General features: G+C 60.1%; 21 protein-coding genes and 1 pseudogene. 10 read left to right on the top strand and 12 right to left on the bottom strand.

Annotated elements, in window-relative coordinates; all coding sequences use genetic code 11:
• Positions 1-6: 6 nt before the first annotated feature.
• The 4 genes from FN060_RS17145 to FN060_RS17130 form a co-directional block, all read right to left on the bottom strand.
• Positions 7-1,020 (bottom strand): aldo/keto reductase, encoded by a 1,014-nt coding sequence (locus FN060_RS17145; RefSeq protein ID WP_142589143.1) that lies wholly within the window; start codon positions 1,018-1,020, stop codon positions 7-9.
• Positions 1,021-1,075: 55 nt separating this feature from the next.
• The gene (locus FN060_RS17140) at positions 1,076-2,017 is read right to left on the bottom strand and encodes an ABC transporter substrate-binding protein (RefSeq protein ID WP_142589142.1); all 942 of its coding nucleotides are present in this window, start codon (positions 2,015-2,017) and stop codon (positions 1,076-1,078) included.
• 91 nt (positions 2,018-2,108) lie between these two features.
• Positions 2,109-3,128, bottom strand: coding sequence for an ABC transporter permease (locus tag FN060_RS17135; RefSeq protein ID WP_142589141.1), 1,020 nt, complete (start codon positions 3,126-3,128; stop codon positions 2,109-2,111).
• Between the two features lie 8 nt (positions 3,129-3,136).
• Positions 3,137-4,687 carry a sugar ABC transporter ATP-binding protein gene (locus tag FN060_RS17130; RefSeq protein ID WP_142589140.1) on the bottom strand — a complete coding sequence of 517 codons (1,551 nt, stop codon included), beginning with the start codon at positions 4,685-4,687 and terminating at the stop codon, positions 3,137-3,139.
• Between the two features lie 722 nt (positions 4,688-5,409).
• Between FN060_RS17130 and FN060_RS17125 the strand changes: the two genes are divergently transcribed.
• From FN060_RS17125 to FN060_RS17105, 5 genes are all read left to right on the top strand, one after another.
• Positions 5,410-6,333 carry an ArsR/SmtB family transcription factor gene (locus FN060_RS17125; protein ID WP_142589139.1) on the top strand — a complete coding sequence of 308 codons (924 nt, stop codon included), beginning with the start codon at positions 5,410-5,412 and terminating at the stop codon, positions 6,331-6,333.
• Between the two features lie 98 nt (positions 6,334-6,431).
• Entirely contained in the window at positions 6,432-7,943 is a 1,512-nt protein-coding gene (arfA, locus tag FN060_RS17120; RefSeq protein ID WP_142589138.1) for an arabinosylfuranosidase ArfA, read from the top strand.
• Between the two features lie 53 nt (positions 7,944-7,996).
• Positions 7,997-9,271, top strand: a complete 1,275-nt coding sequence (locus tag FN060_RS17115) for an extracellular solute-binding protein (protein WP_142589137.1) — start codon at positions 7,997-7,999, stop codon at positions 9,269-9,271.
• 90 nt (positions 9,272-9,361) lie between these two features.
• Positions 9,362-10,246, top strand: coding sequence for a carbohydrate ABC transporter permease (locus FN060_RS17110; protein ID WP_142589136.1), 885 nt, complete (start codon positions 9,362-9,364; stop codon positions 10,244-10,246).
• Positions 10,243-11,085, top strand: a complete 843-nt coding sequence (locus tag FN060_RS17105; RefSeq protein WP_142589135.1) for a carbohydrate ABC transporter permease — start codon at positions 10,243-10,245, stop codon at positions 11,083-11,085. Before FN060_RS17110 ends, FN060_RS17105 begins: the two co-directional genes overlap by 4 nt.
• A gap of 46 nt (positions 11,086-11,131) precedes the next feature.
• On the opposite strand, the gene FN060_RS17100 is transcribed toward FN060_RS17105, so the two are convergent.
• The 4 genes from FN060_RS17100 to FN060_RS17085 form a co-directional block, all read right to left on the bottom strand.
• Complete coding sequence (locus FN060_RS17100; RefSeq protein WP_142589134.1) at positions 11,132-12,217, bottom strand: ABC transporter ATP-binding protein; 1,086 nt, start codon at positions 12,215-12,217, stop codon at positions 11,132-11,134.
• A gap of 164 nt (positions 12,218-12,381) precedes the next feature.
• Positions 12,382-13,023, bottom strand: coding sequence for a ThuA domain-containing protein (locus tag FN060_RS17095; RefSeq protein WP_142589133.1), 642 nt, complete (start codon positions 13,021-13,023; stop codon positions 12,382-12,384).
• A gap of 31 nt (positions 13,024-13,054) precedes the next feature.
• Entirely contained in the window at positions 13,055-14,155 is a 1,101-nt protein-coding gene (locus tag FN060_RS17090) for a Gfo/Idh/MocA family protein (RefSeq protein WP_142589132.1), read from the bottom strand.
• A gap of 36 nt (positions 14,156-14,191) precedes the next feature.
• Positions 14,192-15,403 (bottom strand): ROK family transcriptional regulator, encoded by a 1,212-nt coding sequence (locus FN060_RS17085; protein WP_142589131.1) that lies wholly within the window; start codon positions 15,401-15,403, stop codon positions 14,192-14,194.
• 179 nt (positions 15,404-15,582) lie between these two features.
• On the opposite strand from FN060_RS17085, the gene FN060_RS17080 reads away from it, so the two are divergent.
• From FN060_RS17080 to FN060_RS17065, 4 genes are all read left to right on the top strand, one after another.
• A complete protein-coding gene (locus tag FN060_RS17080; RefSeq protein WP_142589130.1) occupies positions 15,583-16,887 on the top strand; it encodes an ABC transporter substrate-binding protein in 1,305 nt (434 codons plus the stop codon).
• Between the two features lie 79 nt (positions 16,888-16,966).
• On the top strand, positions 16,967-17,902 hold the full coding sequence (locus FN060_RS17075; protein WP_142589129.1) for a carbohydrate ABC transporter permease: 936 nt from the start codon (positions 16,967-16,969) through the stop codon (positions 17,900-17,902).
• A complete protein-coding gene (locus FN060_RS17070) occupies positions 17,895-18,743 on the top strand; it encodes a carbohydrate ABC transporter permease (protein ID WP_142589128.1) in 849 nt (282 codons plus the stop codon). The genes FN060_RS17075 and FN060_RS17070 overlap by 8 nt, the downstream gene beginning before the upstream one ends.
• A 13-nt stretch (positions 18,744-18,756) precedes the next feature.
• Entirely contained in the window at positions 18,757-19,833 is a 1,077-nt protein-coding gene (locus FN060_RS17065) for an ABC transporter ATP-binding protein (protein WP_142589127.1), read from the top strand.
• On the opposite strand, the gene FN060_RS17060 is transcribed toward FN060_RS17065, so the two are convergent.
• A complete protein-coding gene (locus FN060_RS17060; RefSeq protein WP_280514342.1) occupies positions 19,830-20,189 on the bottom strand; it encodes a DUF4174 domain-containing protein in 360 nt (119 codons plus the stop codon). The genes FN060_RS17065 and FN060_RS17060 overlap by 4 nt on opposite strands.
• Positions 20,190-20,453: 264 nt before the next feature.
• Here FN060_RS17060 and FN060_RS17055 point away from each other — a divergent pair.
• Positions 20,454-20,705 (top strand): annotated as a pseudogene (locus tag FN060_RS17055) (mandelate racemase/muconate lactonizing enzyme family protein); the annotation flags it as partial.
• Between the two features lie 420 nt (positions 20,706-21,125).
• Here FN060_RS17055 and FN060_RS17050 read toward each other — a convergent pair.
• The 3 genes from FN060_RS17050 to FN060_RS17040 are packed head-to-tail and all read right to left on the bottom strand — an operon-like array spanning position 21,126 to position 23,607.
• The gene (locus FN060_RS17050; protein WP_142589125.1) at positions 21,126-21,746 is read right to left on the bottom strand and encodes a nucleoside/nucleotide kinase family protein; all 621 of its coding nucleotides are present in this window, start codon (positions 21,744-21,746) and stop codon (positions 21,126-21,128) included.
• The gene (locus tag FN060_RS17045; RefSeq protein ID WP_142589124.1) at positions 21,743-22,525 is read right to left on the bottom strand and encodes an ATP-binding cassette domain-containing protein; all 783 of its coding nucleotides are present in this window, start codon (positions 22,523-22,525) and stop codon (positions 21,743-21,745) included. The genes FN060_RS17050 and FN060_RS17045 overlap by 4 nt, the downstream gene beginning before the upstream one ends.
• Positions 22,525-23,607, bottom strand: a complete 1,083-nt coding sequence (locus FN060_RS17040) for an ABC transporter permease (protein ID WP_142589123.1) — start codon at positions 23,605-23,607, stop codon at positions 22,525-22,527. Before FN060_RS17040 ends, FN060_RS17045 begins: the two co-directional genes overlap by 1 nt.
• Positions 23,608-23,676 lie beyond the last annotated feature (69 nt).

Raw genomic sequence — 23,676 nt, 5'->3', positions numbered from 1 at the left:
CTTGGCTTATGCTCCATCCCGCGGCAGCGGGACGCCTTCAGCAACTAGTCCGCGATCGCGCAGCCGCTGCCAGAAAGTGTTGGGGATGTGTTCTGAGAACCAGGCAAGGTTGGACTGGATCTGCTCGGCCGTGCGGGCGCCGGACACGATTGTGACGGCTGCGGGGTGGAGGAGCGGGAACTGCAATGCTGCAGCCTGCAGGCTCACGCCTTCTTCCTCACAGGCTGTGCGGAGCGCATCGACCCGCGCCAGAACGGCGGCCGGTGCATCGGCGTAGTTGAACTTCCTGTTGCCGGCAAGGATGCCCGAGTTGAACGGCCCGGCGACCACAATGCCGACGCCCCGACGGGCGCACTCGTCCATCAGCGGCAGGCTTTCCTGTTCCAGGAGCGTGTAGCGGCCGGCGAGCATCGAGACGTCGATGTCGAAGACCTCCACCGTATCGCGGATGACTTCCCACTCATTCACGCCCAGTCCGACGGCTTTGGTCGAGCCTTCGTCCCGGAGCTTTGAGAGCGCCCGGAACCCGCCGCCATCGGTCAACTGGCTCCAGTAGTGTTCGTGCTGGTCTCCATGGGTCATGCGGCCGATGTCGTGCACGTAAAGGATGTCAGGCTTGAGGATCCCGAGGCGCTGCTGGCTTGCCTCGAAGGATCGCATGATGCCGTCATAGCTGTAGTCGTAGACCGGCCGGAAGGGGAGCGGCCGGACGTAACCATCCTCCTCCTCGCCCACGGTCTCATCCGGCGTCATGACACGGCCAACCTTGGTGCTGATGACGTAAGCGTCGCGCGGAAGGTCCGTCAGCATCGTTCCGAGCCGGCGTTCCGAGCGGGTGTAACCGTAGAAGGGGGCCGTATCGAAATAACGGATCCCGGCATCCCAAGCAGCCTTGAACGCACCGGCCGATTCCTCGTAGCTGGTCACGCGGTAGAGGTTACCCATCTGGGCGCAACCGAGGCCGACGAGGGTGACTTCCACATCTGAGTGAGGAAGTTTGCGAGTTTCGGCAGCGTTCATCAAAGTATTCCTTGGGATGGGCGCGCATCATTCGCGATGCGCGCCAGGGAGGAACTCAATAAAGGACGTTCTGAGCTTCCGGCTTGTCGATATTGTCCTTGGTGACAAGCACGACACCGGTGTCGACGAATTTCTCGACCTTCTCCTTGTTGATGATGCTGGTCACCGTCTGAATGCCGAGTTCACCCATCTGGAAGGACCCTTGAACGGCGATCGCAGCCAGTGTGCCGTCCTTGACGAACTCCTGGAGGTCCTGGTTGCCGTCGAAGCCGACCGCCACAACCTGGCCAGCCTTACCAGACTGCTTCAGCGCGCGGCCCATTCCGATGGCGGTCGGCTCATTGGCGCCGAACATGCCTTTGAGGTCAGAGTTTGCGGCCAGAACGTCCGTCGTCTGGTTCAGCGCCGTCGCCATCTGCGACTGAGAGTAGAAGGGGCCGACGATCTCAAGTTTCGAATTCGCCTTGATGTAGTCGGTGAAACCGCCGACACGGCCGATTTCGGAGCCAGCACCTGCAACGTAAGACATGACCGCGATCTTGCCTTCGGTGCCGACGCGCTCGATCAAGGCCTGGGCGGCCAGTTCGCCGGCCTTCTTGTTGTCGGTCGAGAGGAAGGACTGATAGTACTGCTCAGCACCCTCGGCCAGCATGGAATCGATGATCACGACAGGGATACGGGCTTCCCAAGCCTTCTTCACGGCGGGAACCAGCGCGTCCGGATCGGACGGGGCAAGCACGATGCCGGCAACGCCGCGATTGACGGCATTCTCGACCATGTTGACCTGGTCGGCGATTGCCGATTCCGCAGCCGGACCCTGAAAGGTCATCGTATGCTCCGAAACGTCCTTCATGGCAGCGTCGGCGCCCTTCTGGACGTTCTGCCAGAAGGTCGAGTTGACCGTCTTGACGATCACGGCGATTTCACCCGCCTGAGCGGCAGAGAGCGTGCCAAAGGCCATGGCGGATGCGAGTAGTGCTGTAGCGAGTTTCATCATGTCTTCCTCCAACTGAGTGGCCGTCCGGCCGGTTATCCGGGAGCTCCTCACTCCCTCATGCATGCTGCGGATAAGGGTCCGCACCCGTTCTTCATCGGCGGTTGCGCAGCTGGTCGATCCAGACAGTGCCGAGAATGACGAGGCCGATGATGATCTGCTGTGTGAAGGCGGAGACGCCGTTCATGTTGAGCCCGTTGCGCAGGATGCCGATCACGAAGGCCCCGATACCGGTACCGGAGATCGTGCCCACCCCACCCATCAGCGACGTGCCGCCGATAACGGCGCTGGCGATTGCGTCCAGCTCGTACATCACGCCTTCGTTTGGCTGTGCGGTAACGAGGCGGGACATCAGCACACAGCCGGTGAGGCCTGCCAGTGTTCCGGAGAGGACGTAAGTGAAGCTGACGACGCGAGCAACGTTGACGCCGGAAAGGCGGGCTGCATCTGCGTTGGAGCCGACTGCATAGATATGGCGGCCGAGCACGGACCGGTTCAGCATCAAAGAGACGGCGACCGCGATCACCACCATCAGGATCACCGGGTAGGGAATGCCCGGAAAAACGACGGTCGGAAAGCCGTCATCACCAATGTTGACAATGCGAAACAGCGAACCATTCCCAAGCACGCCAAAGGCTTCGCCCAGTCCCGATACCGCACGCGCTCCCGTGATCTGAAGGGCGAAACCGCGAGCAATCAGCATCATGCCGAGCGTCGCGATGAAGGGGGGAAGCTTCATCCTGGTGACGAGGGTGCCGTTGATAAGGCCACAGATCGACCCGGTCAGGATACCGATCAACATGGCGAAGGGCACGGGAATACCCCAATCCTTGACAGCCAGTGCCGCCACCACGCCGGCCAGTGCCAGCACGGATCCGACGGAAAGGTCAATGCCGCCGGTGATGATGACGCAGGTTGCACCAATTCCCAAAAGGGCAATGGAGGTGACCTGCAACGCAATGGTCATTGCATTATTGATGGTGAAAAACGCGCTGCTCGTTGCCGAGAATACGGCGATCAGCACGAAGAGGCTGCCAAGTGCGGCAAACTTCTGGATAATGTCCTTCTGGCGGTCGCTTAGCCGCCGGGTCTTCTGTTCGCTTACGTCGGCCATGGTTACCCTCAGTGCGCCTTCGGGCCATAGCCCGAGGCATATCGCATGATTTCTTCCTGGTCAGTGTTCCGCGTCTCCAGGACACCGGTAATGCGCCCGCCGTGAAACACGGCGACGCGGTCGGTCATTCCAAGGACTTCCGGCAGTTCGGAGCTGATCAGAACAACGCCGATCCCTTCCGCCGCCAGTTCATCCATGATCTTGTAGATCGCGAACTTCGCGCCGACGTCGATGCCGCGGGTAGGTTCGTCGAAGAACATCACCTTCGGCTTACGGAACAGCCATTTGCCAATGATGATCTTCTGCTGGTTGCCACCCGACAGAAGGCGGACCGGCTGCTTGATGGAAGGTGTGCGGATGTCGAGAAGCTCCACATACTCCTTCGCCACCTTGTCGTGCCTGGCGAAGTCGATGAGGCCGAACCCGTTCGACACGTCCTCCATGTTGGCGAGCGTCATGTTGGCGTCCACCGGCATCTTGACTGCCAACCCCTGCGCCTTGCGGTCTTCCGAAAGATACGCAAGTCCCGCCGAGATGGCGTCGCGTGGCGATTGAATCTTCAGCGTCTCGCCATGGAGCGTAATGGTGCCTGTATCGAGCGGGTCAGCTCCGAAAATGGCGCGCGCGACTTCCGTGCGTCCCGCGCCCATCAACCCTGCAAAGCCGAGAATTTCTCCGCGCCGTAGCGAGAAGCTGACATCGGAGAACACGCCGGTGCGGGCAAGGCCGGAGACGCTGAAGATCACCTCCTGGGATGGAGCAGACGTGCGCTCGGGAAATTTCTCTTCCAGCGAGCGACCCACCATCTTGGCGACGATGTCGTTGACTGTCGTGGTCTCGAAATCGTCGGTCGCGATGTAGCGGCCGTCGCGCAGGACGGTAACGCGATCGACGATCTCCGCCATTTCGTCCAGGCGGTGGGAGATGTAGATGATCCCGACGCCGGCGGACTTGAGATCGCGGATCACCTTGAAAAGCAGTCGCGTCTCCTGCTCCGTAAGAGAGGAGGTCGGCTCGTCCATGATCAGCACTTCGGCGTTGAGCGACAGTGCCTTTGCGATCTCCACCATCTGGCATTGCGCCACCGAAAGGTTGCGCACCGGCGTCTCTGTGTCGATCGACACGCCGAGCCGGTCAAGACAACGCTTCGCGTCGGCTCTAAGCTTCCTGCGATCGACAAAGGGGCCGCGGCGGGGCTCGCGCGCCAGATAGATGTTCTCCGCGACCGAGAGGTGCGGGACGAGATTGAGTTCCTGGTGAATGATGGCGATGCCGGCGGCCTCGGACTCCATGGGCGCCGCGAACTGGTGGATCTGTCCCTTGTAGACCATGGTGCCGCGGGTCGGCTGGTAGACGCCGCTGATGATCTTCATCAAGGTCGACTTGCCCGCGCCGTTTTCGCCGCAGACCGCGTGAACTTCCCCTCTTCGCAGGTCAAAGCTGACGTCTGACAGCGCGAGAACGCCAGGAAATTCCTTGGTGATGCCTTCGAGACGCAAAAGCGGTTGGTGGCCAGCGGCTGGAACTTCAGCTTCTGGATTGCCAGCCGACTTCTGCATGACGTCGTCCTCCCTCTGTCGGCATTGCTCCACCCGCCAACAACCGATGGTTAAACGCTCTATCGGAAAGTGGTCAAGCCAATTTTCACTAAAGCCGTCGCGGATTCTATTGTAGGCCCCCCCGGGAAGAGCCGCGAAACAGGTAGTTCCCGCCGATCCCATCCAATGCGCATGAGAGAAAAGGATGCGACGGTAAGGCCAATATGCAGGTTGATCCAGTGTCGCTGCAGGCCCCAGCACCGGGACGTTGAACTGCAAGGCGCACAGGCCAACGCGGAACGCGGTTGCTACAACTATGGCTTCATACTCCGCAACGCGGCTTGTCGAAGCGCGTCGGGAACGCTTCATGGCGTCAGTGGGAGATCATCCGGCGAGCGGCTGGTTGCGCCGCAGTAAAGACGTGTGCTGTCGGGAACTTGAGGCTCAAAGGGGCGTGTCGCCTGACAAAGGACAGTCGCTTCCTGGGCTGCCATGATGGCAGCGAGGTGGGCCGTGGATCGAAAGGTCCGCCGACTTGCCATCGGCAGAGGGCTCGACGACCACCTTGCTGATGATCCGTCGCATGAAATCGATCCATAACAGGCTTCCACGGTCGCCGGTGTAAGATAGCCTTGCTTGCTTCTGTGTCTGTCGCACGCCTCCGACATGTCGCTACCCTACCACCAGCGTTGCGTCCATATCAAAAGATCTGATATCGATGCGTTGGAAGGATAGGTGGTTGAATGACTGGCAAAGTTCTGGTGATTGATCCTGTCGAACGCCAGGATCTGATAAAGGGGCTCGCGAGCGAGGTTCGCATCGGCATTTTAAAGCTTCTGCGGCGAGCGGGGGCAAAGAACGTCAATCAGATCGCAGAGAGCCTTGGGCTGCCGCAGTCTACAGTATCGATTAATCTCAAGATTCTGGAGGATTGCGGTCTTATCCACACGGAGAGCCAAAGGGCGCGCAAGGGAAGCCAGAAGCTCTGTCATTCCGCATTCCAGGAAATATTGATTTCTTTCGCTGAGACCGCGGCGGATGCCCATGACGATATGATCGAGGTCTCGATGCCGCTTGGACTCTATACCGAATTCGATGTCACCGGACCCTGCGGCCTCTGCTCGAAAGATGGCGTCATCGGGCTTCTCGACGTTCCGGATACTTTTCTTGATCCGGACCGGATGAAAGCCGGCCTGCTGTGGTTCACGCGGGGCTACGTCGAATACCAGTTCCCCAACAACACGCTGATCAAGAAGGCGAAGCCGAAGGCACTGGAATTCTCGATGGAGCTGAGTTCGGAGGTTCCCGGCACTGCTGCCAACTGGCCGTCCGATATTTTCCTTCAGGTCAATGGTATCGACGTGGGAACCTGGACTTCACCTGGAGATTTTGGCGACAAGCGCGGCGTCTTCACACCCGATTGGTGGAAGCTCAAGGGTTCGCAATACGGAAAGCTGAAGAACTGGCGCATCAACGAATTCGGCAGTTTTGTTGACGGCGTGAGAATTTCCGATGTGACGCTGGATGCGCTTGGCCTTGACCGCCACCGCTCGATCCGCATGCGCGTTGGCGTCAAAGAAGACGCTCAGCATCCCGGCGGGATCAACATCTTCGGAGCGGGGTTCGGAAACTACTCGCAGGACATTGTGCTCCGAATCCAGATCTGAAGCCTCAGCGTCGGCTTGACGAGAGCCTGATGCTCCGCTTTAAATAACATTAAACCGGATACAAACCGGTTTTTGTGATATGAAGGGCGGGGAGGACCATGGACGCTCGAGTCACTGCACATGCGCATTATTCCATCGGCGAAATAGACAAGCGCCTTTATGGCTCCTTCCTGGAGCATCTCGGTCGCGCGGTCTATACCGGCATCTATGAACCTGGCCATCCATCGGCGCACCCCAATGGTATGCGGCAGGATGTGATCGAACTCGTGCGGCAACTCGATACGCCCATCTGCCGCTATCCCGGCGGGAACTTCGTTTCGGCCTATAATTGGGAGGATGGTATCGGGCCGAAGGCGGAGCGCCCGACGCGGCTCGATCTTGCCTGGCGTACCTCCGAATCGAACGAGGTCGGCATCCACGAGTTTGCCGAATGGGCAGAGGCTGCCGGAACCGAGATGATGCTGGCGGTGAACCTCGGCTCGCGCGGGCTCGATGCCGCACGCAACTTCGTCGAGTACGTCAACCATCCAGGCGGCAGCTACTGGTCCGACTTGCGACGCAAGAACGGTCGCGCAGAACCTTGGGACGTCAAACTGTGGTGCCTTGGCAACGAGATGGACGGTCCATGGCAGGTCGGCCACAAGAGCGCTGCCGAGTATGGACACCTTGCTAACGAGACTGCCAAGGCTCTGCGCGCCTTCGATGACAAGCTTGAACTCGTTGTCTGCGGTTCCTCCCATTCCGAGATGCCGACCTATCCGCAATGGGAAGCAACCGTTCTGGAAGAGACATACGAGCAGATCGATTACATTTCGCTGCACATGTATTTCGAGAACTACGAAAAGAAGACAGCCGAATATCTGGCCCTTCCCCAAAAGCTCGATCGCTACATCGGCACCGTCGGCGGCGTGATCGACTTCATCAAGGCGAAGAAGCGGTCCAAGCGGGACGTGAAGATCTCGTTCGACGAGTGGAATGTCTGGTATCACGAACGCAAGAGCGACGCTCGGCGGATGAAGGAGTGGGACTGGCCCCACGCGCCGGTGCTTCTGGAGGACATCTACAATTTCGAGGACGTCCTACAGGTAGGATGCATTCTCAACACCTTTATCCGCAGGTCCGACCTAGTCCGCATCGCTTGCATTGCGCAACTCGTGAACGTCATCGCTCCGATCATGACGGAGCCTGGCGGTGGGGCCTGGCGCCAGACGATTTATCATCCGTTGCAGCTTGCCTCCCACTACGGTCGCGGCACCGCACTCAACCTTGATGTCGACTGCCAGTCATATACCTCAGATATCGCCGGATCCGTTCCGTATCTCGATGTCTCCGGCGTCCATGATGCCGAGGCAGGCTGGCTGACCTTCTTTGCGGTCAACCGTCACGGCCAGGAACACATGGACGTCGAGCTTTCGGTTGAACGGTTCGGGACAATCAAGGCGATCGAGCACACGCTGATCAAGCACGACGACCTAGAGGCCAGGAACACCAAAGACAATCCCGAGAATGTGAAGCCGCAGCAGGTGGGGGGCACGGCCAGCCTGGAGCAAAATCGCGTGGGCGTTACGGTGCCGCCCTATTCCTATTCGATGATCAGGATCAAGCTCTAGTTCGTTCATAAGTGGCGGTAGGAGGCCACTTTCAATCCAGGGAGGAGAAGAAGATGGCGAATTGGTACAGGTTGACGAAGGCGCTTGTGCTTGCGACGGGGCTGATGACCTCCGCCGCCCACGCGCAAGAAACCGTCGTGTGGTGGGACTTCCTTGCCGGCGGCGACGGGGTGCGCATGAAGCAGCTGATCAGCGATTTCAACGCCGCCCATCAGGGTGAGATCAAGATCGACGCGACCACGCTTGAGTGGGGCACGCCTTTTTACTCAAAGGTTCAAACGTCTGCTGCCGTTGGCGAGGCGCCGGACGTGATGACCTATCACGCAAGCCGCATTCCGCTTGCCGTGAAGCAGGGCATCCTGCAGGAGATCACCCCCCAGGACTGGAACACCATGGGGCTGGGCAAGGATGATTACGCAGCCGCCACCTGGGATGCGGTGACCGTCGACGGCAAGCAATATGCAGTGCCTCTCGATACCCATCCGATCGTGCTCTACTACAATAAGGACTTGCTGGCGAAGGCCGGTGTCCTTGGCGATGACGGCAAGCCGAAGGGGATGGACTCACGCGAAGGCTTTGAGGCGACGCTTCAGGCCCTGAAGGACTCCGGTGTGAAATTCCCACTCGGGTCTGTCACCGCGGACGGTAACTTCATGTTCCGCACCATCTATTCGCTGATGGGCCAGCAGGACGGAGAATTGATGACCGGCAACGAATTCCTTGCCGGAGATAATGCGGAGAAGCTGCAGAATGCGCTGTCCGTGCTGCAGGATTGGACGAAAAAGGGTCTGCAGTCCACCTATACGGACTACCCCGCAACGGTCGCTCTTTTTACCTCCGGGGAGGCGGCAATGATGATCAACGGCGTCTGGGAAGTTCCGACGATGACGGATCTGCAGAAGGAGGGCAAGCTCTTCGAATGGGGTGCCGTGGAACTGCCGGTGATCTTCGACCATCCCTCCACCTATGCCGATAGCCACACGTTCGCAATTCCGGCAAACAAGGGCGAGAAGATGACTGCTGAAAAGCGTGCGGCAGTGCTCGAGGTGATCAGCTGGATATCCAGGAACTCGCTGCTCTGGGCAACGGCAGGTCATATCCCTGCCTATGCTCCAGTAACGGCATCGGCGGATTACAAGGCGATGGAGCCGAATGCCACCTACTCCTCGCTGACCTCGAACATGATCTTCGACCCGAAGACACCGCTCGCCGGTATCGCGGGCCCGATCTTCGACGTCATGTCGACTTACTTCGTGCCAACGCTGAACGGCGAGATGGAACCAGCAGAGGCCGTGGAGGAGATAAAGCTCGGTCTCGAGGACCTTTGAATTGATCCCCTGGCCAGGCTGGACTCTGCCTGCCTGGCCAGATGGTTCGCCGTACATTGTTCAGCCGCCGGGGGGAGGATATCAGGAAGCATGCTGAGGAATAGACGCAGCGAGATGATCTTTGCCCTGGCGCTCGTCGCGCCTTTCGTGGCGATCTACGGGCTTGTCTTCATCTATCCGACCATCAAGCTTTTCATGATCAGCCTGACGGACGCTCCTCTGATCGGAGAGGGCAGTTATGTCGGCTTGGCGAATTATACCCGTCTGGTTAGTGACCGTCGGTTTGAAACGGCCTTGTGGAACACCGGCTATTTCGTCCTGCTGACTGTCATCCCAGGAACAATTGTCGCCTACGCGATCGCACTTGGTGTGAACCGGCTGTCAGGGCGAATGCAGGCGGCCGTCCTGGCGCTGTTCTTTCTGCCGTATATCCTTCCCGTTTCCGTGGTTTACCTGATCTGGGATTGGACACTGAACTTCCAGTTCGGGATCGCGATGTATGTCTTTGACCTTCTCGGGATCCAACGGATCCCGGTCTTCAAGTCCACTCTCTGGTTCATGCCGGCGGTGGGGCTGATCACCATCTGGTGGACTGCCGGCTTTTCAATCCTGCTTTTCCTGGCCGGCTTGCGCGCCATTCCAAGAGAGATTTACGAGGCAGCGGCTCTCGACAATGCGGGGAGGTGGGCGACGTTTTCGCGCATCACATGGCCTTTGATGTGGCCGGTGACTGCGCTGGTCTTGACGATCCAGCTGATCTCGCAGCTGAAGATCTTCGATCAGGTCTATCTGTTCTCGACCGGCGGGCGGCCAAATGACAACCTAGTCCTCGTCTACTACATCTTTCTGCGGGCCTTCCAGTCCGACCAGGGAGGACGTGCGGCCGCCGCTGCCGTGGTACTCTTCTTTATCGTCATTGTCGTCTCGGTTCTTAATTTCCAGCTGACGAGGCTTTCAGGAGGCCGCAGCCGATGAATGCGCAGACCGCACGCCGCCTCAACCTCGCCGGCCTTCTCATCACCCTGTTCACCGTTGTTGCCGCGATCCTTTGGGCGTTTCCCCTTTACTGGGGCGTGGTCTCGTCGCTGAAGCCGGAAGATGAAGTGGTCCGGCCTTATATCGAACTTTGGCCGGATACGTTGACGTTCTCTCATTATATCTTTGCATTGACCGAGACCGAGATCGGCCGGTGGTATCTCAACTCCGTCGTCACGGCGCTTAGCGTCACCGTACTGACGGTATCGTCTTCCTTGCTGTGCGGTTATGCGATCTCGCAGCTGGAGTTCCCGTTTCGCAAACTACTGTGGTGGCTGATCCTGGCAAGCTTCATGGTTCCGATGCAGACGTTGATCGTCAACCACTTCGAGCTGGTCGCGAACCTCGGCCTGATCAACACCTGGGCGGGGATCGTGCTGCCGCAGCTGATCCACCCGGTTATCATCATCGTCTACAAACAATTTTTCGACGGCGTACCAAAGGATTTCCGAGAAGCGGCAGTCATGGACAACGCTTCGGAATGGCGGATCCTAACTCGCATCTACATACCGATGAACTGGGGTGTCACGACGGCGCTCTGCATCGTCTGCTTCATCTGGTCGTGGAATTCGTTTCTCTGGCCGTTCCTCGCGGTCACGCGTACAGACATGATGACGATCACCGTCGGTATTACTCAGGTGAACGACGCCTTCGGCGTCTATTATGCTCGCGAACTAAGCGCAGCCGTTCTGGCCGGTCTGCCGGTCGCGCTGGCGTATCTGATCTTTCAGCGGCGCGTGACGGAGGCGATTACGCTGTCAGCGGGTATCAAAGGGTAGCGGCAGGGCGCATCCGGTCTCTCGACCACGGCAATTGCGGAGTGTCCTAGTGTGCTGCGTAGGACTTGCCTGCCGTGTCGAACAGATGAATGGCGCTCGGATCAAAACGCAGACGGACGCGATCTCCGGCGCGCACGGGAGAGCGGCCTGCATCCTGAGCAATGATTTCCGTTCCATCGTCGAGCCTGCAATAGGCAAGGGTGCGCTCGCCCAGGCGCTCGACGACGTTGATACTCGCCTCCGTCGTCTCCCCCGGAGGAGCATCCCCTCGCGTCAGCACCTGCACGGCTTCGGGACGAATGCCGAGGTCGAATCGACCTGCGCTCGGTACGGGAGCATCGACGTGTATCTCAAAGCCGTTGCGCATACGGATCGGTCCCGGTCCTGGGCGGGAGACTTCCACGGGAAGGAAGTTCATGCCTGGCGAGCCGATGAAGCTTGCAACGAAGCGCGAGGCCGGTCGCAGATAAACATCCATCGGTGCACCGATCTGCTCGATCTTGCACTTGTTCAGCACGACGATGCGGTCGGCGAGCGTCATTGCCTCCGTCTGGTCGTGGGTGACATAGATCATCGTGGCGTTCATCCGCTGATGCAGTTGCGCCAGCTCCACGCGAGTTCGCACCCGAAGCGCGGCATCGAGGTTTGACAGCGGCTCGTCGAACAGGAAGGCTTTCGGCTCCTTGACGATCGCCCGGCCGATCGCCACTCGCTGGCGCTGGCCTCCCGAAAGCTGCGCAGGCCTGCGGGCCAGCAGTTCTTCCATCTCCAGCATGCGCGCGGCTTCCTGGACCCGCGCATCGATTTCCTTGGCGGGCATTCCGATGTTGCGCAGACCAAACGCCATGTTCTCGCGAACCGTCATATGCGGGTAAAGGGCGTAGTTTTGAAATACCATTGCCACGTTGCGTTGGCCAGGCGGGAGTGTTTCACTGCGCACGCCGCCGATCGTCAGGGCTCCGCCGTCGATGCTTTCCAGCCCGGCGATCATGCGCAACAATGTGGACTTGCCGGACCCGGAAGGACCCAAGAAAACCACAAGTTCTCCCGGTTCCACCGTGAGTGACAGGTTCTCGATCACGGACACCGCGCCATAGCTCTTGGACACGTTCTCCAGCCGAATATCCGCCATCCTCTCCTCCTCCTTTACCGCCGGGATCATCTTTCCCGGTACGTATCAGAAGTCAAGATATACAGGCAGTGCGGCATTTGGTGTGTCCGCGTCGGTGAGCTAGGGGCGACATTCCGTCGCCGTTCTCAAGGCGTGTAAAGAAGGCATGGCCTCAAGGTTGGGTCTCAGCGGGCCGCCCAGTTGGCGCCGCGGCGGTAGATCTCTCTCATCTGCGGGACAGTGAACTCTTCTGCCACATGGCCGAGGGAGGAGTAGAAGACGCGGCCCTTGCCGTAGCGACGTTTCCAGACGACCGGCATAACGACGCCGTCGATCCACCAGGCGTGGTCCCCGGTGAACGTGGTCGTCGCCAGCACCTCGTTGGAAGGATCGACATGCATGTAATATTGCTCGGAGTGGTAGGGGAAATCGGCGATTCCTTCCATAACCGGATCGTTGGGCCGGGTGATGTTGACGGTATAGTCGATGATGTTACCCGGATGAGCGACCCATTGGCCGCCGACGATGAACTGATATTCCACGCATTCGCGGAACGCGTCACCCGCTCCACCGTGGTAGCCGGCTAGGCCCACGCCGTTCTCGATCGCTGTCGCGAGGTTCTTGGCCTCCTCCTTTTCGATCTTCGACATCGTCATGATCGGTACGATCAGCGACAGGTCGTGAATTGAGGGGTCGGCAAAGGCCTCGGTGCTGCGCTCGACATACACGTTGAAGCCGTCCTTCTGGAGCATGTCCTTGATGATCTCGGCGCATTGCTCCGGTTCGTGGCCGCTCCAGCCACCCCAGACGATCAGGGCTTCCCGCATGTTCTGTTCCTTTCGTTCTTGTCTCGTGATGTCAGGCAGCCAAGCGAGTTTCGGAGAGGGACCCTGAAAGAGGGGCCGGCCGCTCCGCTCTGGTCTCGATCGTAACCGTGGTGCCGCTTTCGGCCGCCTTCTGGAAGGCTTCCATCACCTCCAGAACATGGAGGGCAAGCGTACCATTGGCGCGGTGCGGCCGGTTGGAGCGGATCGCATAGGCCATGTCCGCAACACCGATCGAGCGGTAATTGCCATCCGCATAGGGCTGTGTCGTTTCCTGCGGCTCGAAGCTTCCGCCCTTCTTGAGGAGCTCCACCTGACCGCCGAAATGGTTCGGATCCGGGACGATGAGCGTTCCCTCTGTGCCGTAAAGTTCGAGCGGCACGTGCTTGTGGCCTGCCACGTCAAAGCTCATGCCGATCTGGACAATTGCGCCGCACTCAAAGGCCATCGCGCCCGCAACATGGGTTGCCACATGAACGGGGATGCGCTCGCCGTTGCGCGGTTGGCTGGTGATCAGGCGCTCACTGCGCGGCGAAAAGGCAAAGCCAGCGACTTTCGCCACCGGCCCCAGCAGATTGACGAGGTCTGTGATGTAATAGGGACCCATGTCCAGCATGGGTCCGCCGCCGATCTCGTAATAGAAGTCCGGGTTAGGATGCCAGCGCTCGTGACCCGGGCACATGAAGGTGGCCGTACCGCCGACCGGGCGGCCCAGCGCACCGGAGTCGACAATCGCGCGCGCGGTCTGATGCGAGCCGCCGAGGAAGGTGTCGGGTGCTGCCCCAATGCGCAGCCCCTTCGCTTCCGCAGCCTCCGCCAGGCGCTTGCCTTCAGCAAAGTTTATCCCGAGCGGCTTTTCCGAGTAGGTGTGCTTGCCGGCGTCCAGCGCCTGCATGGCGACGGCAACATGGGCCTTCGGCACGGTCAGGTTGACGATGATCTCGATAGCCGGATCGGCAAGAAGGTCTTCTACGGTACGTGCCTGAAGGTTGAACTCGGACGCCCGCTGTCGGGCAAGCTCCGCATTGAGGTCGGCGAGTCCCCTGATGTCGAGGATGTCGAAGGATGCCATGGCCTTCAGATATGCCGAGGAGATGTTCCCGCAGCCAATGATCCCGATCCCTACCTTGTTCATAAATCCTCCCAGATTTCAGTTGCAGCCGTCAGCGTCTCACCGCTGTGGCGTGGATGCAGGTCCCGTGGTCGACCACGGAGATTCGTACAGCTCCCAAAGGGCCACAACGGCTGCGCCTTGCGCCCACATCTCGTCGGGCGACCGATCAAAGACGAGATCTGCTACCTCGCGAATGGATGACGGGATCGCTGACCTGTAGGATTCGGAGAGCGCCTTGAGGAAAATCTCGCCGAGCGACAGGCTGGATCCAACGATCACTACCCTCGGCGGCCCGAAGAGGGTCACGATGTTGGCAACAGCAATGCCGACGGCCTCCCCAGCGCGCGTTGCCGCAAGGATGAGAGCGTCGTCTTCGGCCGCGATCAGTGTTTCGGCGACGGCCATTCCCCGTCCCAGGCGGACGGCATCGGCGAAGCGGGCATGCTGGATATGCTCTTCCAGGATAGCAGCTTCTCCGGCCAGGGCGGAGAGGCGTACGGTTTCGGCCAAGCCGCTCCCCATCATCAGGTCGCCGAGGTTGTGGCTCAGTCCGCCGGCGCCGCGGAACAGCTGACCGCCGTGCAGGACGCCCAAGCCCAGGCTGTGCTCAAGAGACACGAGCACCATGTCGTCGAGGTCTCGCCCCTTGCCGAACCAGTGGTGGGCAAGGGTGATCGCATGCGAATCGCTTTCCACGATCGTTGAAACGCCGAGGCGCTCACTCATCTCTTTTGCGAAATCGATGTCCGGCTCACTCAGAATCGGGCTCGACCGGACCAAGCCCGTACGATGTTCCACCACACCGGGAAATCCGATGCAAACAGAGCTGATGTCCTGCAAGCCGAGCCCCGCATCGACGACGCAGCGGCGGATGCCGTCTTCTACGAGATCCGCAATGACGGCAATTGGTTGGCGATTGACCCGGATCGGAAGCGATAGCGTTGAGACCGTTTCCCCGCAAAAATTGCTGACGACGAAGGTCATATGGTTGGCGGCGATCTTGACGCCGACGACGCGCGCAGCATCAGGATTAAGTTCCAGCATTACTCTGGGCCGACCGCGCGCTGCAGCGTTGCGAATGTCGCCTTCGTGACGCGTCAGGATAAGACCGTCATCCAGAAGCGAGGCAGTAATCGCCGATACCGTGGTGGTGGATAGTTCCGACCGCTCGCTGATCTCCACTCGCGAGATCGGGCCATGGCGCCGGATGGTATCCAGCACCGTGAACCTGTTGATGGCGCGCATCAATTCGGGATCGGCAGTCTTCATCGCAACACGCGCACTCGCAGAGGTATTAACTACGGCTTCCGGATAAAATAAACGTGAGAAATCGGAGGGTGTCAATCCAGAGCGCGTGTTTCTTTATTTTTTGAGTTGACAGATGCCGTCTCTTCCTCTGATTTTCTACGCGTCAGGGAATAAATGCGCAGCCTTGGGAGGAGAACAGGATGACGCATCACCAGAGGATGGCGCCGCCCCGCGCCGGAAACTTAATACGCCTCGTCGCCGCGACGGCTCTTGCAACCACATTGGGTGCAGGATGGGCCTCGGCACAGACGGTTGTCAAATGGATGCATGTGGAAACCGTCCCGGCCTATATCGAGGTCTGGGAAGAAATCGCTGCAGCCTATGAAAAGGAGCATCCCGACGTCGATATTCAGCTGCAGTTCCTGGAGAACGAGGCCTTCAAGGCTAAGCTGCCGACGCTACTGCAATCCGACGCTGCTCCGGACTTCTTCTACAGCTGGGGCGGAGGCGTGCTGCGCCAGCAGTCGCAGACCGGTGCGCTGATGGATCTGACAGAGGCGATGAACGCCGATGGCGGTGCTTGGGCGAAGGATTACAAACCGGCTGCCCTCAATGGCCTGACCTATGACGGCAAGGTCTATGCCGTGCCTTACCGCATGGGCACCATCAGCTTCTACTACAACAAGGACCTTTTCGAGAAAGCCGGCATCAACGCTGAGAACATCACGACCTGGGATGATTTTCTTGGGGCGGTGAAGACGCTGAAAGACGCTGGCATCACGCCAATTGCCGGCGGTGGCGGCGACAAGTGGCCGCTGCACTTCTACTGGAGCTACCTCGTGATGCGAAACGGTGGCCAGGAGGTCTTCGAAAACGCCAAGAACAACGAGGGCGAGGGCTTCCTCGATCCAGCCATCATTAAGGCGGGCGAGCAGCTGGCCGAACTGGGCAAGCTGGATCCGTTCCAGGGCGGTTATCTTGGTGCCACCTGGCCGCAGACGCTGGGTGTCTTCGGCGACGGCAGAGCGGCCATGCTGCTTGGCTTCGAGCACACCGAGGCGAACCAGCGGACGAACGCCGGCGACGGGAAGGGGCTTGCGCCGGAGAACATCGGTCGCTTCCCGTTCCCTGTGGTCGAAGGCGGTGCCGGCAAGGTGACGGACACGCTGGGCGGCCTGAACGGCTGGGCCATCACCAAGGGCGCTTCTCCTGAAGCCGTGGACTTCCTTCGTTTCCTGACGAGCCCAGAGCAGGAGCGCAGAATGGCGGCTGCCGGCATGATCATACCGGCCGCAACCGGAGCGGAGGAGGGGCTGAAGAACCCGCTGATGCGTGAAGCGGCGGACCAGCTTGCTGCCTCGACCTGGCACCAGAACTTCTTCGATCAGGACCTGGGCCCGTCGGTCGGACGCGTCGTCAACGACGTCTCCGTCGAAATCCTCGCCGGTCAGATGACGCCGGAGGAGGGCGCGCAGATGATCCAGGACGCGCGCGAGCTCGAGTAGCAGCGCAGCTTCGGCCAGCGGGCGGCTCGCGTGCCGCCGGCTGGCCAGCATGATGGCTTGCACGGAGGAGACAGCAAGCATGACGGACATCCCTGTCACGGCGGCAGCAGGCCCCGCGGCTCTGCCGGCGAAGGCTCGCTACAAGAGCCCCACCGCACGCGGACGGCTTCCGGTGTTGGTACTGTTTCTTCCTCCGGCGCTGCTTTTGTTCACGCTCTTCGTCATTCTGCCCATGGGGGAGGCCGCCTGGTACAGCCTGTACCGCTGGAACGGTTACGGGACGCCGACCGAGTTCGTCGGCATCCGCAACTTCACCGTCCTCTTCAACAACGGTGCTTTCTCGCAGGCCCTGATCAACAACGGGTTGATCATTCTTGTATCGCTGCTGTTGCAGATCCCGCTCGCGATCTGGCTGGCGATGATGCTCGCCCACAAGATTGCTGGTGTTGTCGCCTTCCGGCTGATCTTCTTCCTGCCTTACGTGCTGGCGGATGTCGCGGCCGGCCTGATCTGGCGCTTCGTCTATGATGGCGACTACGGTCTGTTCGCCGCGATTGCCGGCTTCTTCGGCGTCGCGACCCCGTATGTTCTCGCTGACCGGGATCTCGCCATCTATGCGGTGCTCGCCGTCATCGTCTGGAAGTATTTCGGTTTCCACATGATGCTGTTCATTGCTGGCCTGCAGGCGGTGGACAAGAGCGTCCTCGAAGCGGCCGAGATCGACGGTGCGACCGGCTGGCAGAAGTTCCGCTACGTGACCCTGCCGCTTCTGGGGTCAACGGTGCGGTTGTCAGTCTTCTTTGCCATCATCGGCTCGCTGCAGCTTTTCGACCTTATCATGCCGCTGACCGGCGGCGGACCGTCGAATTCGACCCAGACCATGGTCACCTTCCTTTACACCTACGGCGTCACCCGCATGCAGGTGGGGCTCGGAAGCGCCGTCGGCGTCGTACTGTTCGTCATCTGCATCACGCTGGCCTTCGGCTACAAACGGATATTCATGCGCCATGACTGATACGACATCGCAAGTTCGACTGACGGCGGGAACGCGCCTTTATCTCTACGTCTCGCTGTCGATTGTCGCAGCGCTCGTGCTGGTGCCGCTCGTTACCACGGCACTTGGCGGCTTCAAGTCTCTCGGCGACCTGCGCACGAGCCCCTTCGGACTTCCATCCGACTGGGTCTGGTCGAATTACACCGATATCCTGTTTGGCGAACGCTACTGGCGGCAGATGGCGAACTCGCTGTTCATTGCGGTGGTGACCGTGTTCCTGACGGTCGTCGTGTCTGCCATGGCCGCCTTCACCTTCGCCCATGTCAGGTTCTTCGGCTCCGGCCAGCTGATGAACTATTTCCTGATCGGCCTGATGTTCCCAGTGGCAACGGCGATCCTGCCGCTGTTCATCCGGATCCGCGATCTCGGCCTGCTCGATTCCTACTGGGGCGTGATCCTGCCTCAAGTTGCCTTTGGGCTGGGAATGAGCATTCTCCTGTTCCGCAACTATTTCCGCAACCTGCCGCACGAGCTGTTCCAGGCCGCTTTTGTCGACGGCTGCGGCTACATCCGCTTCTTCTGGCACGTGTCGCTGCCACTGTCGCGACCGATCGTAGCCACCGTCAGCATTGTCACCTTCGTCAACAGCTGGAACAGCTATATCCTGCCACTGATCATGTTGAACACGGAGACGAAATATCCTTGGCCGCTCGGCATCATGGTCTATCGCGGCGAGTTCGGCACCGAATGGCAACTCGTACTTGCCTTCATCACGCTGACCATTCTGCCGACGGTCATCGTCTTCTTCCTGGCGCAAAAACATATCATCGCCGGCCTGACCGCCGGTGCAGTCAAGTCATGATACGGAGAGCGAGATGGCATCTGTCGAGCTGAGAGACATCCGCAAGGCCTATGGCGCGGTGGAAGTCATCCACGGCGTGTCGCTGTCGATCGAGGACGGTGAGTTCATCGCTCTTGTCGGGCCGTCAGGCTGCGGCAAGTCCACCCTGTTGCGCATGATCGCGGGCCTGGAGGAGATCACCGATGGAGAAGTCCATATCGGCGGCAAAGTGGTCAATTCTCTGACTCCGCGCGAGCGCAACATCGCCATGGTGTTCCAGTCCTACGCGCTTTACCCGCACATGACGGTCGCGGAAAACATGGGCTTCAACCTGAAGCTTTCCGGTGTGACGAAGCCGGAGATCGAGCGGCGCGTCGGGGAGGCGGCGCGCATGCTGGCGCTCGACGAGCTTCTGGACCGCAAGCCAAGCCAATTGTCTGGCGGGCAGCGCCAACGGGTGGCCATGGGCCGTGCGGTCGTGCGGGATCCGGCCGTTTTCCTGTTCGACGAGCCGCTGTCCAACCTGGACGCCAAGCTCCGGGTGCAGATGCGCACTGAGATCAAGACGCTGCACCACAAGGTTGGTACCACCTCCGTCTACGTCACTCACGACCAGATCGAGGCGATGACGCTGGCGGACCGGATCATCGTTCTCAACGGTGGCCGCATCGAGCAAATCGGCACACCGCTGGACCTCTATCGCGACCCTGCCAACATCTTCGTTGCCGGCTTCATCGGCTCACCGGCCATGAACTTCCTTGACGCTTCCGTGGACGGAGATGCGGGCGGGCCAGCGGCACGACTTTCCGACGGGACGGTCATCCGGCTTGCTCCCTCAAGCAAGGTGAAGCGCGGACAGGAGGTGAGGCTCGGGCTTCGGCCGGAGCACATCGTTGCAGGCGGCACCGAAGGTGACAGCATCGTCGGCGGGCAGACACTGGTTGTCGAGCCGACGGGAGCGCAGACCCATGTGGTATTCATGCTCGCGGGTGAGGCAGTGACGGCCGTTGTTGACGGGGCCTTCCCGGCTCGGCATGGAGCGCCGTTCGAAGCCGGCATCCCCGCTGAGCGGGTACATATCTTTGACCGCACGAGCGGCTTGGTGCTTTAGCCATTTTCCGCTCGCCGCATCGGCATGCGGTCGATCAGGTCGAAGATCTCCACATTCGCGACGACCTGATTGCTGCGCAGCTTAATGCCGCCGTCCTTGCCCACGAGGATCACCTGGAATTCGTCCCCGCTGGCCTCGGCGCCCGCTCTCAGCGCGTCCGCATCAAGATCGGGGGCAGAACCAAAGATCGCTGAAACGGTATCGCCGGATACCTGCAGCACGATCATGTCCCTGTCGGCCAAGTCATCGGTCTTTTTCATCAGGAGTGTGATCTGCTGGCGAAGTCTTCCGTCCGTCGCGCCGCCGAAGACCGCAAGCACCCGGTTCTTCCTCGTCAGTTCCGAGAGACCATCCATCGAGAATCCTTGACTGACGGTTGAGAGAAGAAGAAGGGCGACAGCTAACATGATCTTCATGACGTGCTCCCGCTGGCGTAGTAAGCCGGCCGCTCATGATGCAGGTTGGCCGCCAGCTGCCGGCACCGCTCGAAAACCTGCAAAACCTGCCTATCATCCTCTCGCTCGCCATAGGCCTCATCTCGCCGCCGGTGGGGGTCGTCCTGTTCATCCTGATGAAGATCGGCAATATCCGGCTGACCCCTCTGATGCACTGCCGCTTCGGTTCATCTCGGCGCAGCCGTTGCCAATTTCGGCTGGCTCGAATGCAGACAGAGCCCTGCAGAACAGCACTGGGGTTTCGACAACAAGACGCTCTTCCCCGGCCAGATCGAGATGGATGGCGCGTTCTACGTCGTGCCGGATGCGCCTGGGCTGGGCGTCGAAGTGAACGAGACGGAGCTGCAGAAAATGCCATTCGAATACTCGGAGCCGCCGCACCTCCGCCGAGCCGATGGGTCATTCACCAACTGGTAGCATCCGGCGGCTATGTGCAAGCTGCCGCCGACGGTAGAGAGAGCGATGATGCCACGAAACGCTTTTCGATATCGCTCATGAATGGCTGCGGCGCATCCCATCCGCCATGAGCTCAGATCCGAAAATTCCTCCAGCCGGGCGGACCAAAATCCGGGAGCACCTCATAAACGGCCGAAACGCTAATTGCCGCTGGATGAAAGTTCAGTGGCAGGTCCTCCTCTCCAAGGCGCGATAGCCGACTTCAGCGAGGAGCACTTTTCAGAGGGCGGTCCGACTCCCGCATACTGTCTTTCGGAACCCGTTGTGACCGATGATGCGAAGGAAGCCGGCCCGCTCATGATGGCAGTCGCGGAGCTCGAGCTTGCCGCAGCGGCTGCAGGCAGCCCCGCAGCCGCTGCGGCGGGCGGTTGATGATGACGTTCAAGAAAGGATGATGTCGGCGCGGCGGCTGCAGGTTCGCACCAGCGATCCGTTCGGCAGGTCGTTCTCCATGACCTTTGCACGTGCCTGCGCCTGCGACATTCCAAGCCCCAGCCACCTTTCCATCAGTCTTCCCTCAAGGATGTCCGCCGGCGGCATCAGCATGATTGAGAAATCGACAAGGCCAGACAGCAGGCGCCACGGGTGCTGGTCAAGCAGCAGGTAGTTTCCCTCCAGCAGAACGATGCGGTCCGCAGGCGCGATGGCGCGCGCCGCGGCGACTGCGAGCTCCCGTGATCGGTCGAAGAGAGGGACGAATACTTCCTCCTGTGCGGATCGGATGGCGCGAACAATATCCAGAAGCCCACGGACGTCGAAGGTTTCCGGTGCGCCTTTCCGCCCCAACAATCCCCGGTCGCGCAGCACTGAATCGTCCAGATGGAACCCGTCCATCGGAACGATCGCCGCGGATGCACCCTGCCGAGCCAACGCCTTCGACAACTCATCGACAAAGGTGGATTTGCCGGCACCGGGAGGGCCTGCAATACAGACAACGAAACGCGTGCGTCCGACAGCTCTGGCAAGGAGATCCGCAGCGACGTCCTCGATAGGTGGCGTCATGCAGCGGCAGCTTCCGTAGGGGGTGCCTTCGCACCCGTCATGAAGGCCACCGCGTCGGACATGCTGTGTTCCTTGGGATCGATGACGCAGAGGCGGCGTCCAAGGCGATGGACATGGATGCGATCGGCCACCTCGAAGACATGCGGCATGTTGTGCGATATGAGCACGATCGGGATGCCTCGGCGGCGGACGTCCAGGATGAGTTCGAGGACTCGGCGGCTTTCCTTGACACCCAGTGCCGCCGTCGGCTCATCCAGGATGATGACCTTGGAGCCGAAAGCCGCCGCCCGGGCGACCGCCACCCCTTGGCGTTGACCGCCGGAAAGGGTTTCGACGGCCTGGTTGATATTCTGGATCGTCATCAGGCCAAGCTCGGAAAGCTTGTCGCGCGCAAAGCGTTCCATTGCGGTACGGTCGAGCTTTCGGAACCACTTTCCGGCAATTCCCGGTTTCCGCAGTTCGCGTCCGAGAAACATGTTGTCGGCGATGGAGAGAGCAGGTGATAGCGCGAGGTTCTGGTAAACCGTTTCTATTCCTGCCTTGCGCGCGTCGATCGGTGAGCGGAAGTATACCGGTTGCCCTTCGAGCCGGATTTCTCCCTGATCCGGCGAGATGGCACCGGAGATCGCCTTGATCATCGAGGATTTGCCCGCGCCATTGTCGCCGATCACTGCGAGGATCTCGCCCGGGTAGAGGTCGAAATCGGCATTGTCGAGGGCGGTGACGCGACCATAGCGTTTGACGAGGCCGCGGGCGCTGAGGATGGGTTCCAGGTTCATCAGCCTGCTACCTTTCTTATCCACTGGTCGATAGCGACGGCGGTAATGATCAGCACGCCGATCAACAGATAGGTCCATTGTGGGTCGGTGCCGACCAGGCGCAATCCGAGGGAGAATACGCCGACGATCAGCGCGCCGAAGAGCATGCCGAGGATTGAGCCGCGTCCGCCAAAGAGGGAGAGGCCTCCGATGACGACGGCGGTGATCGACTCGATGTTTGCGAATTGTCCGGCGGTTGGGGACACGGATCCAATCCGGCCGATGAGAGCCCATCCCGCAAAGGCACAGATGAGACCGGAGAGTGTATAGACGGAAATCAACATGCGCCGGACATTGACGCCCGCGAGCTCGGCAGCATCCGGGTCATCGCCCACGGCATAGACATGTCGGCCCCAGGCGGTCCGGTTCAGAACGTACCAGAGCAGCGCGACCAAGAGTACCATGCCGATGACGCCATAGGTGAAGACCGCGCTCCCAATCCGAAGGTTCTGGCCGAAGAACTGCAAAATCGGGGCCTGCTGCGAGATATCCTGCGAGCGGATGGTTTCGTTGGCGGAATATAGAAAGTTGGTAGCCAGCACGATCTGCCACATACCCAGGGTCACGATGAAGGGTGGAAGCTTCATCCGGGCAACGAGCTGCCCGTTGATCCAGCCGCAAAAGGCGCCGACAGCGAAGCCGCACATGATCGAGAGGGTTGGTGGGAGGCCATAGCGGAACGTAAACTGACCCATGACCACCGAGGAAAGCACCATGATGGCGCCGACGGAGAGGTCGATTCCGGCGGTCAGGATCACGAGCGTTTGTGCGGCTCCGACGATGCCGACGATCGCGACCTGCTGCAGGATCAGCGTCAGCGTGAAGGCCGAGAAGAACTTGCTGCCCAACAGGATACCAAAGACCAGAACCGAAAACACCAGAACGATCAGCGGTACCGCGGCCGGATTTGAATGCAGGTAATGCTGGCACTTTTGCAGAAGGGATTTGTCGTGCAGGTCGAACGAGGCGACCTGGCTGGAGCTCTCGGACAGCACCTTCTCGTATTCATCATGCGGATGCGCTGCAGACTGTGGCTCGCTCATCGTGTACCTCCCATCTGAGGCGTTGGCGGAGTGGGTTAGCCTTCACGCCGCAACTGCTCGTTCGCGCGT

The sequence above is a fragment of the Pseudorhizobium halotolerans genome, assembly GCF_902153235.2.
GTDB lineage: Bacteria > Pseudomonadota > Alphaproteobacteria > Rhizobiales > Rhizobiaceae > Neorhizobium > Neorhizobium flavum.
Note: the sequence above shows the minus strand (reverse complement) of the source record. Positions and strands in the feature narration are given on the sequence as shown.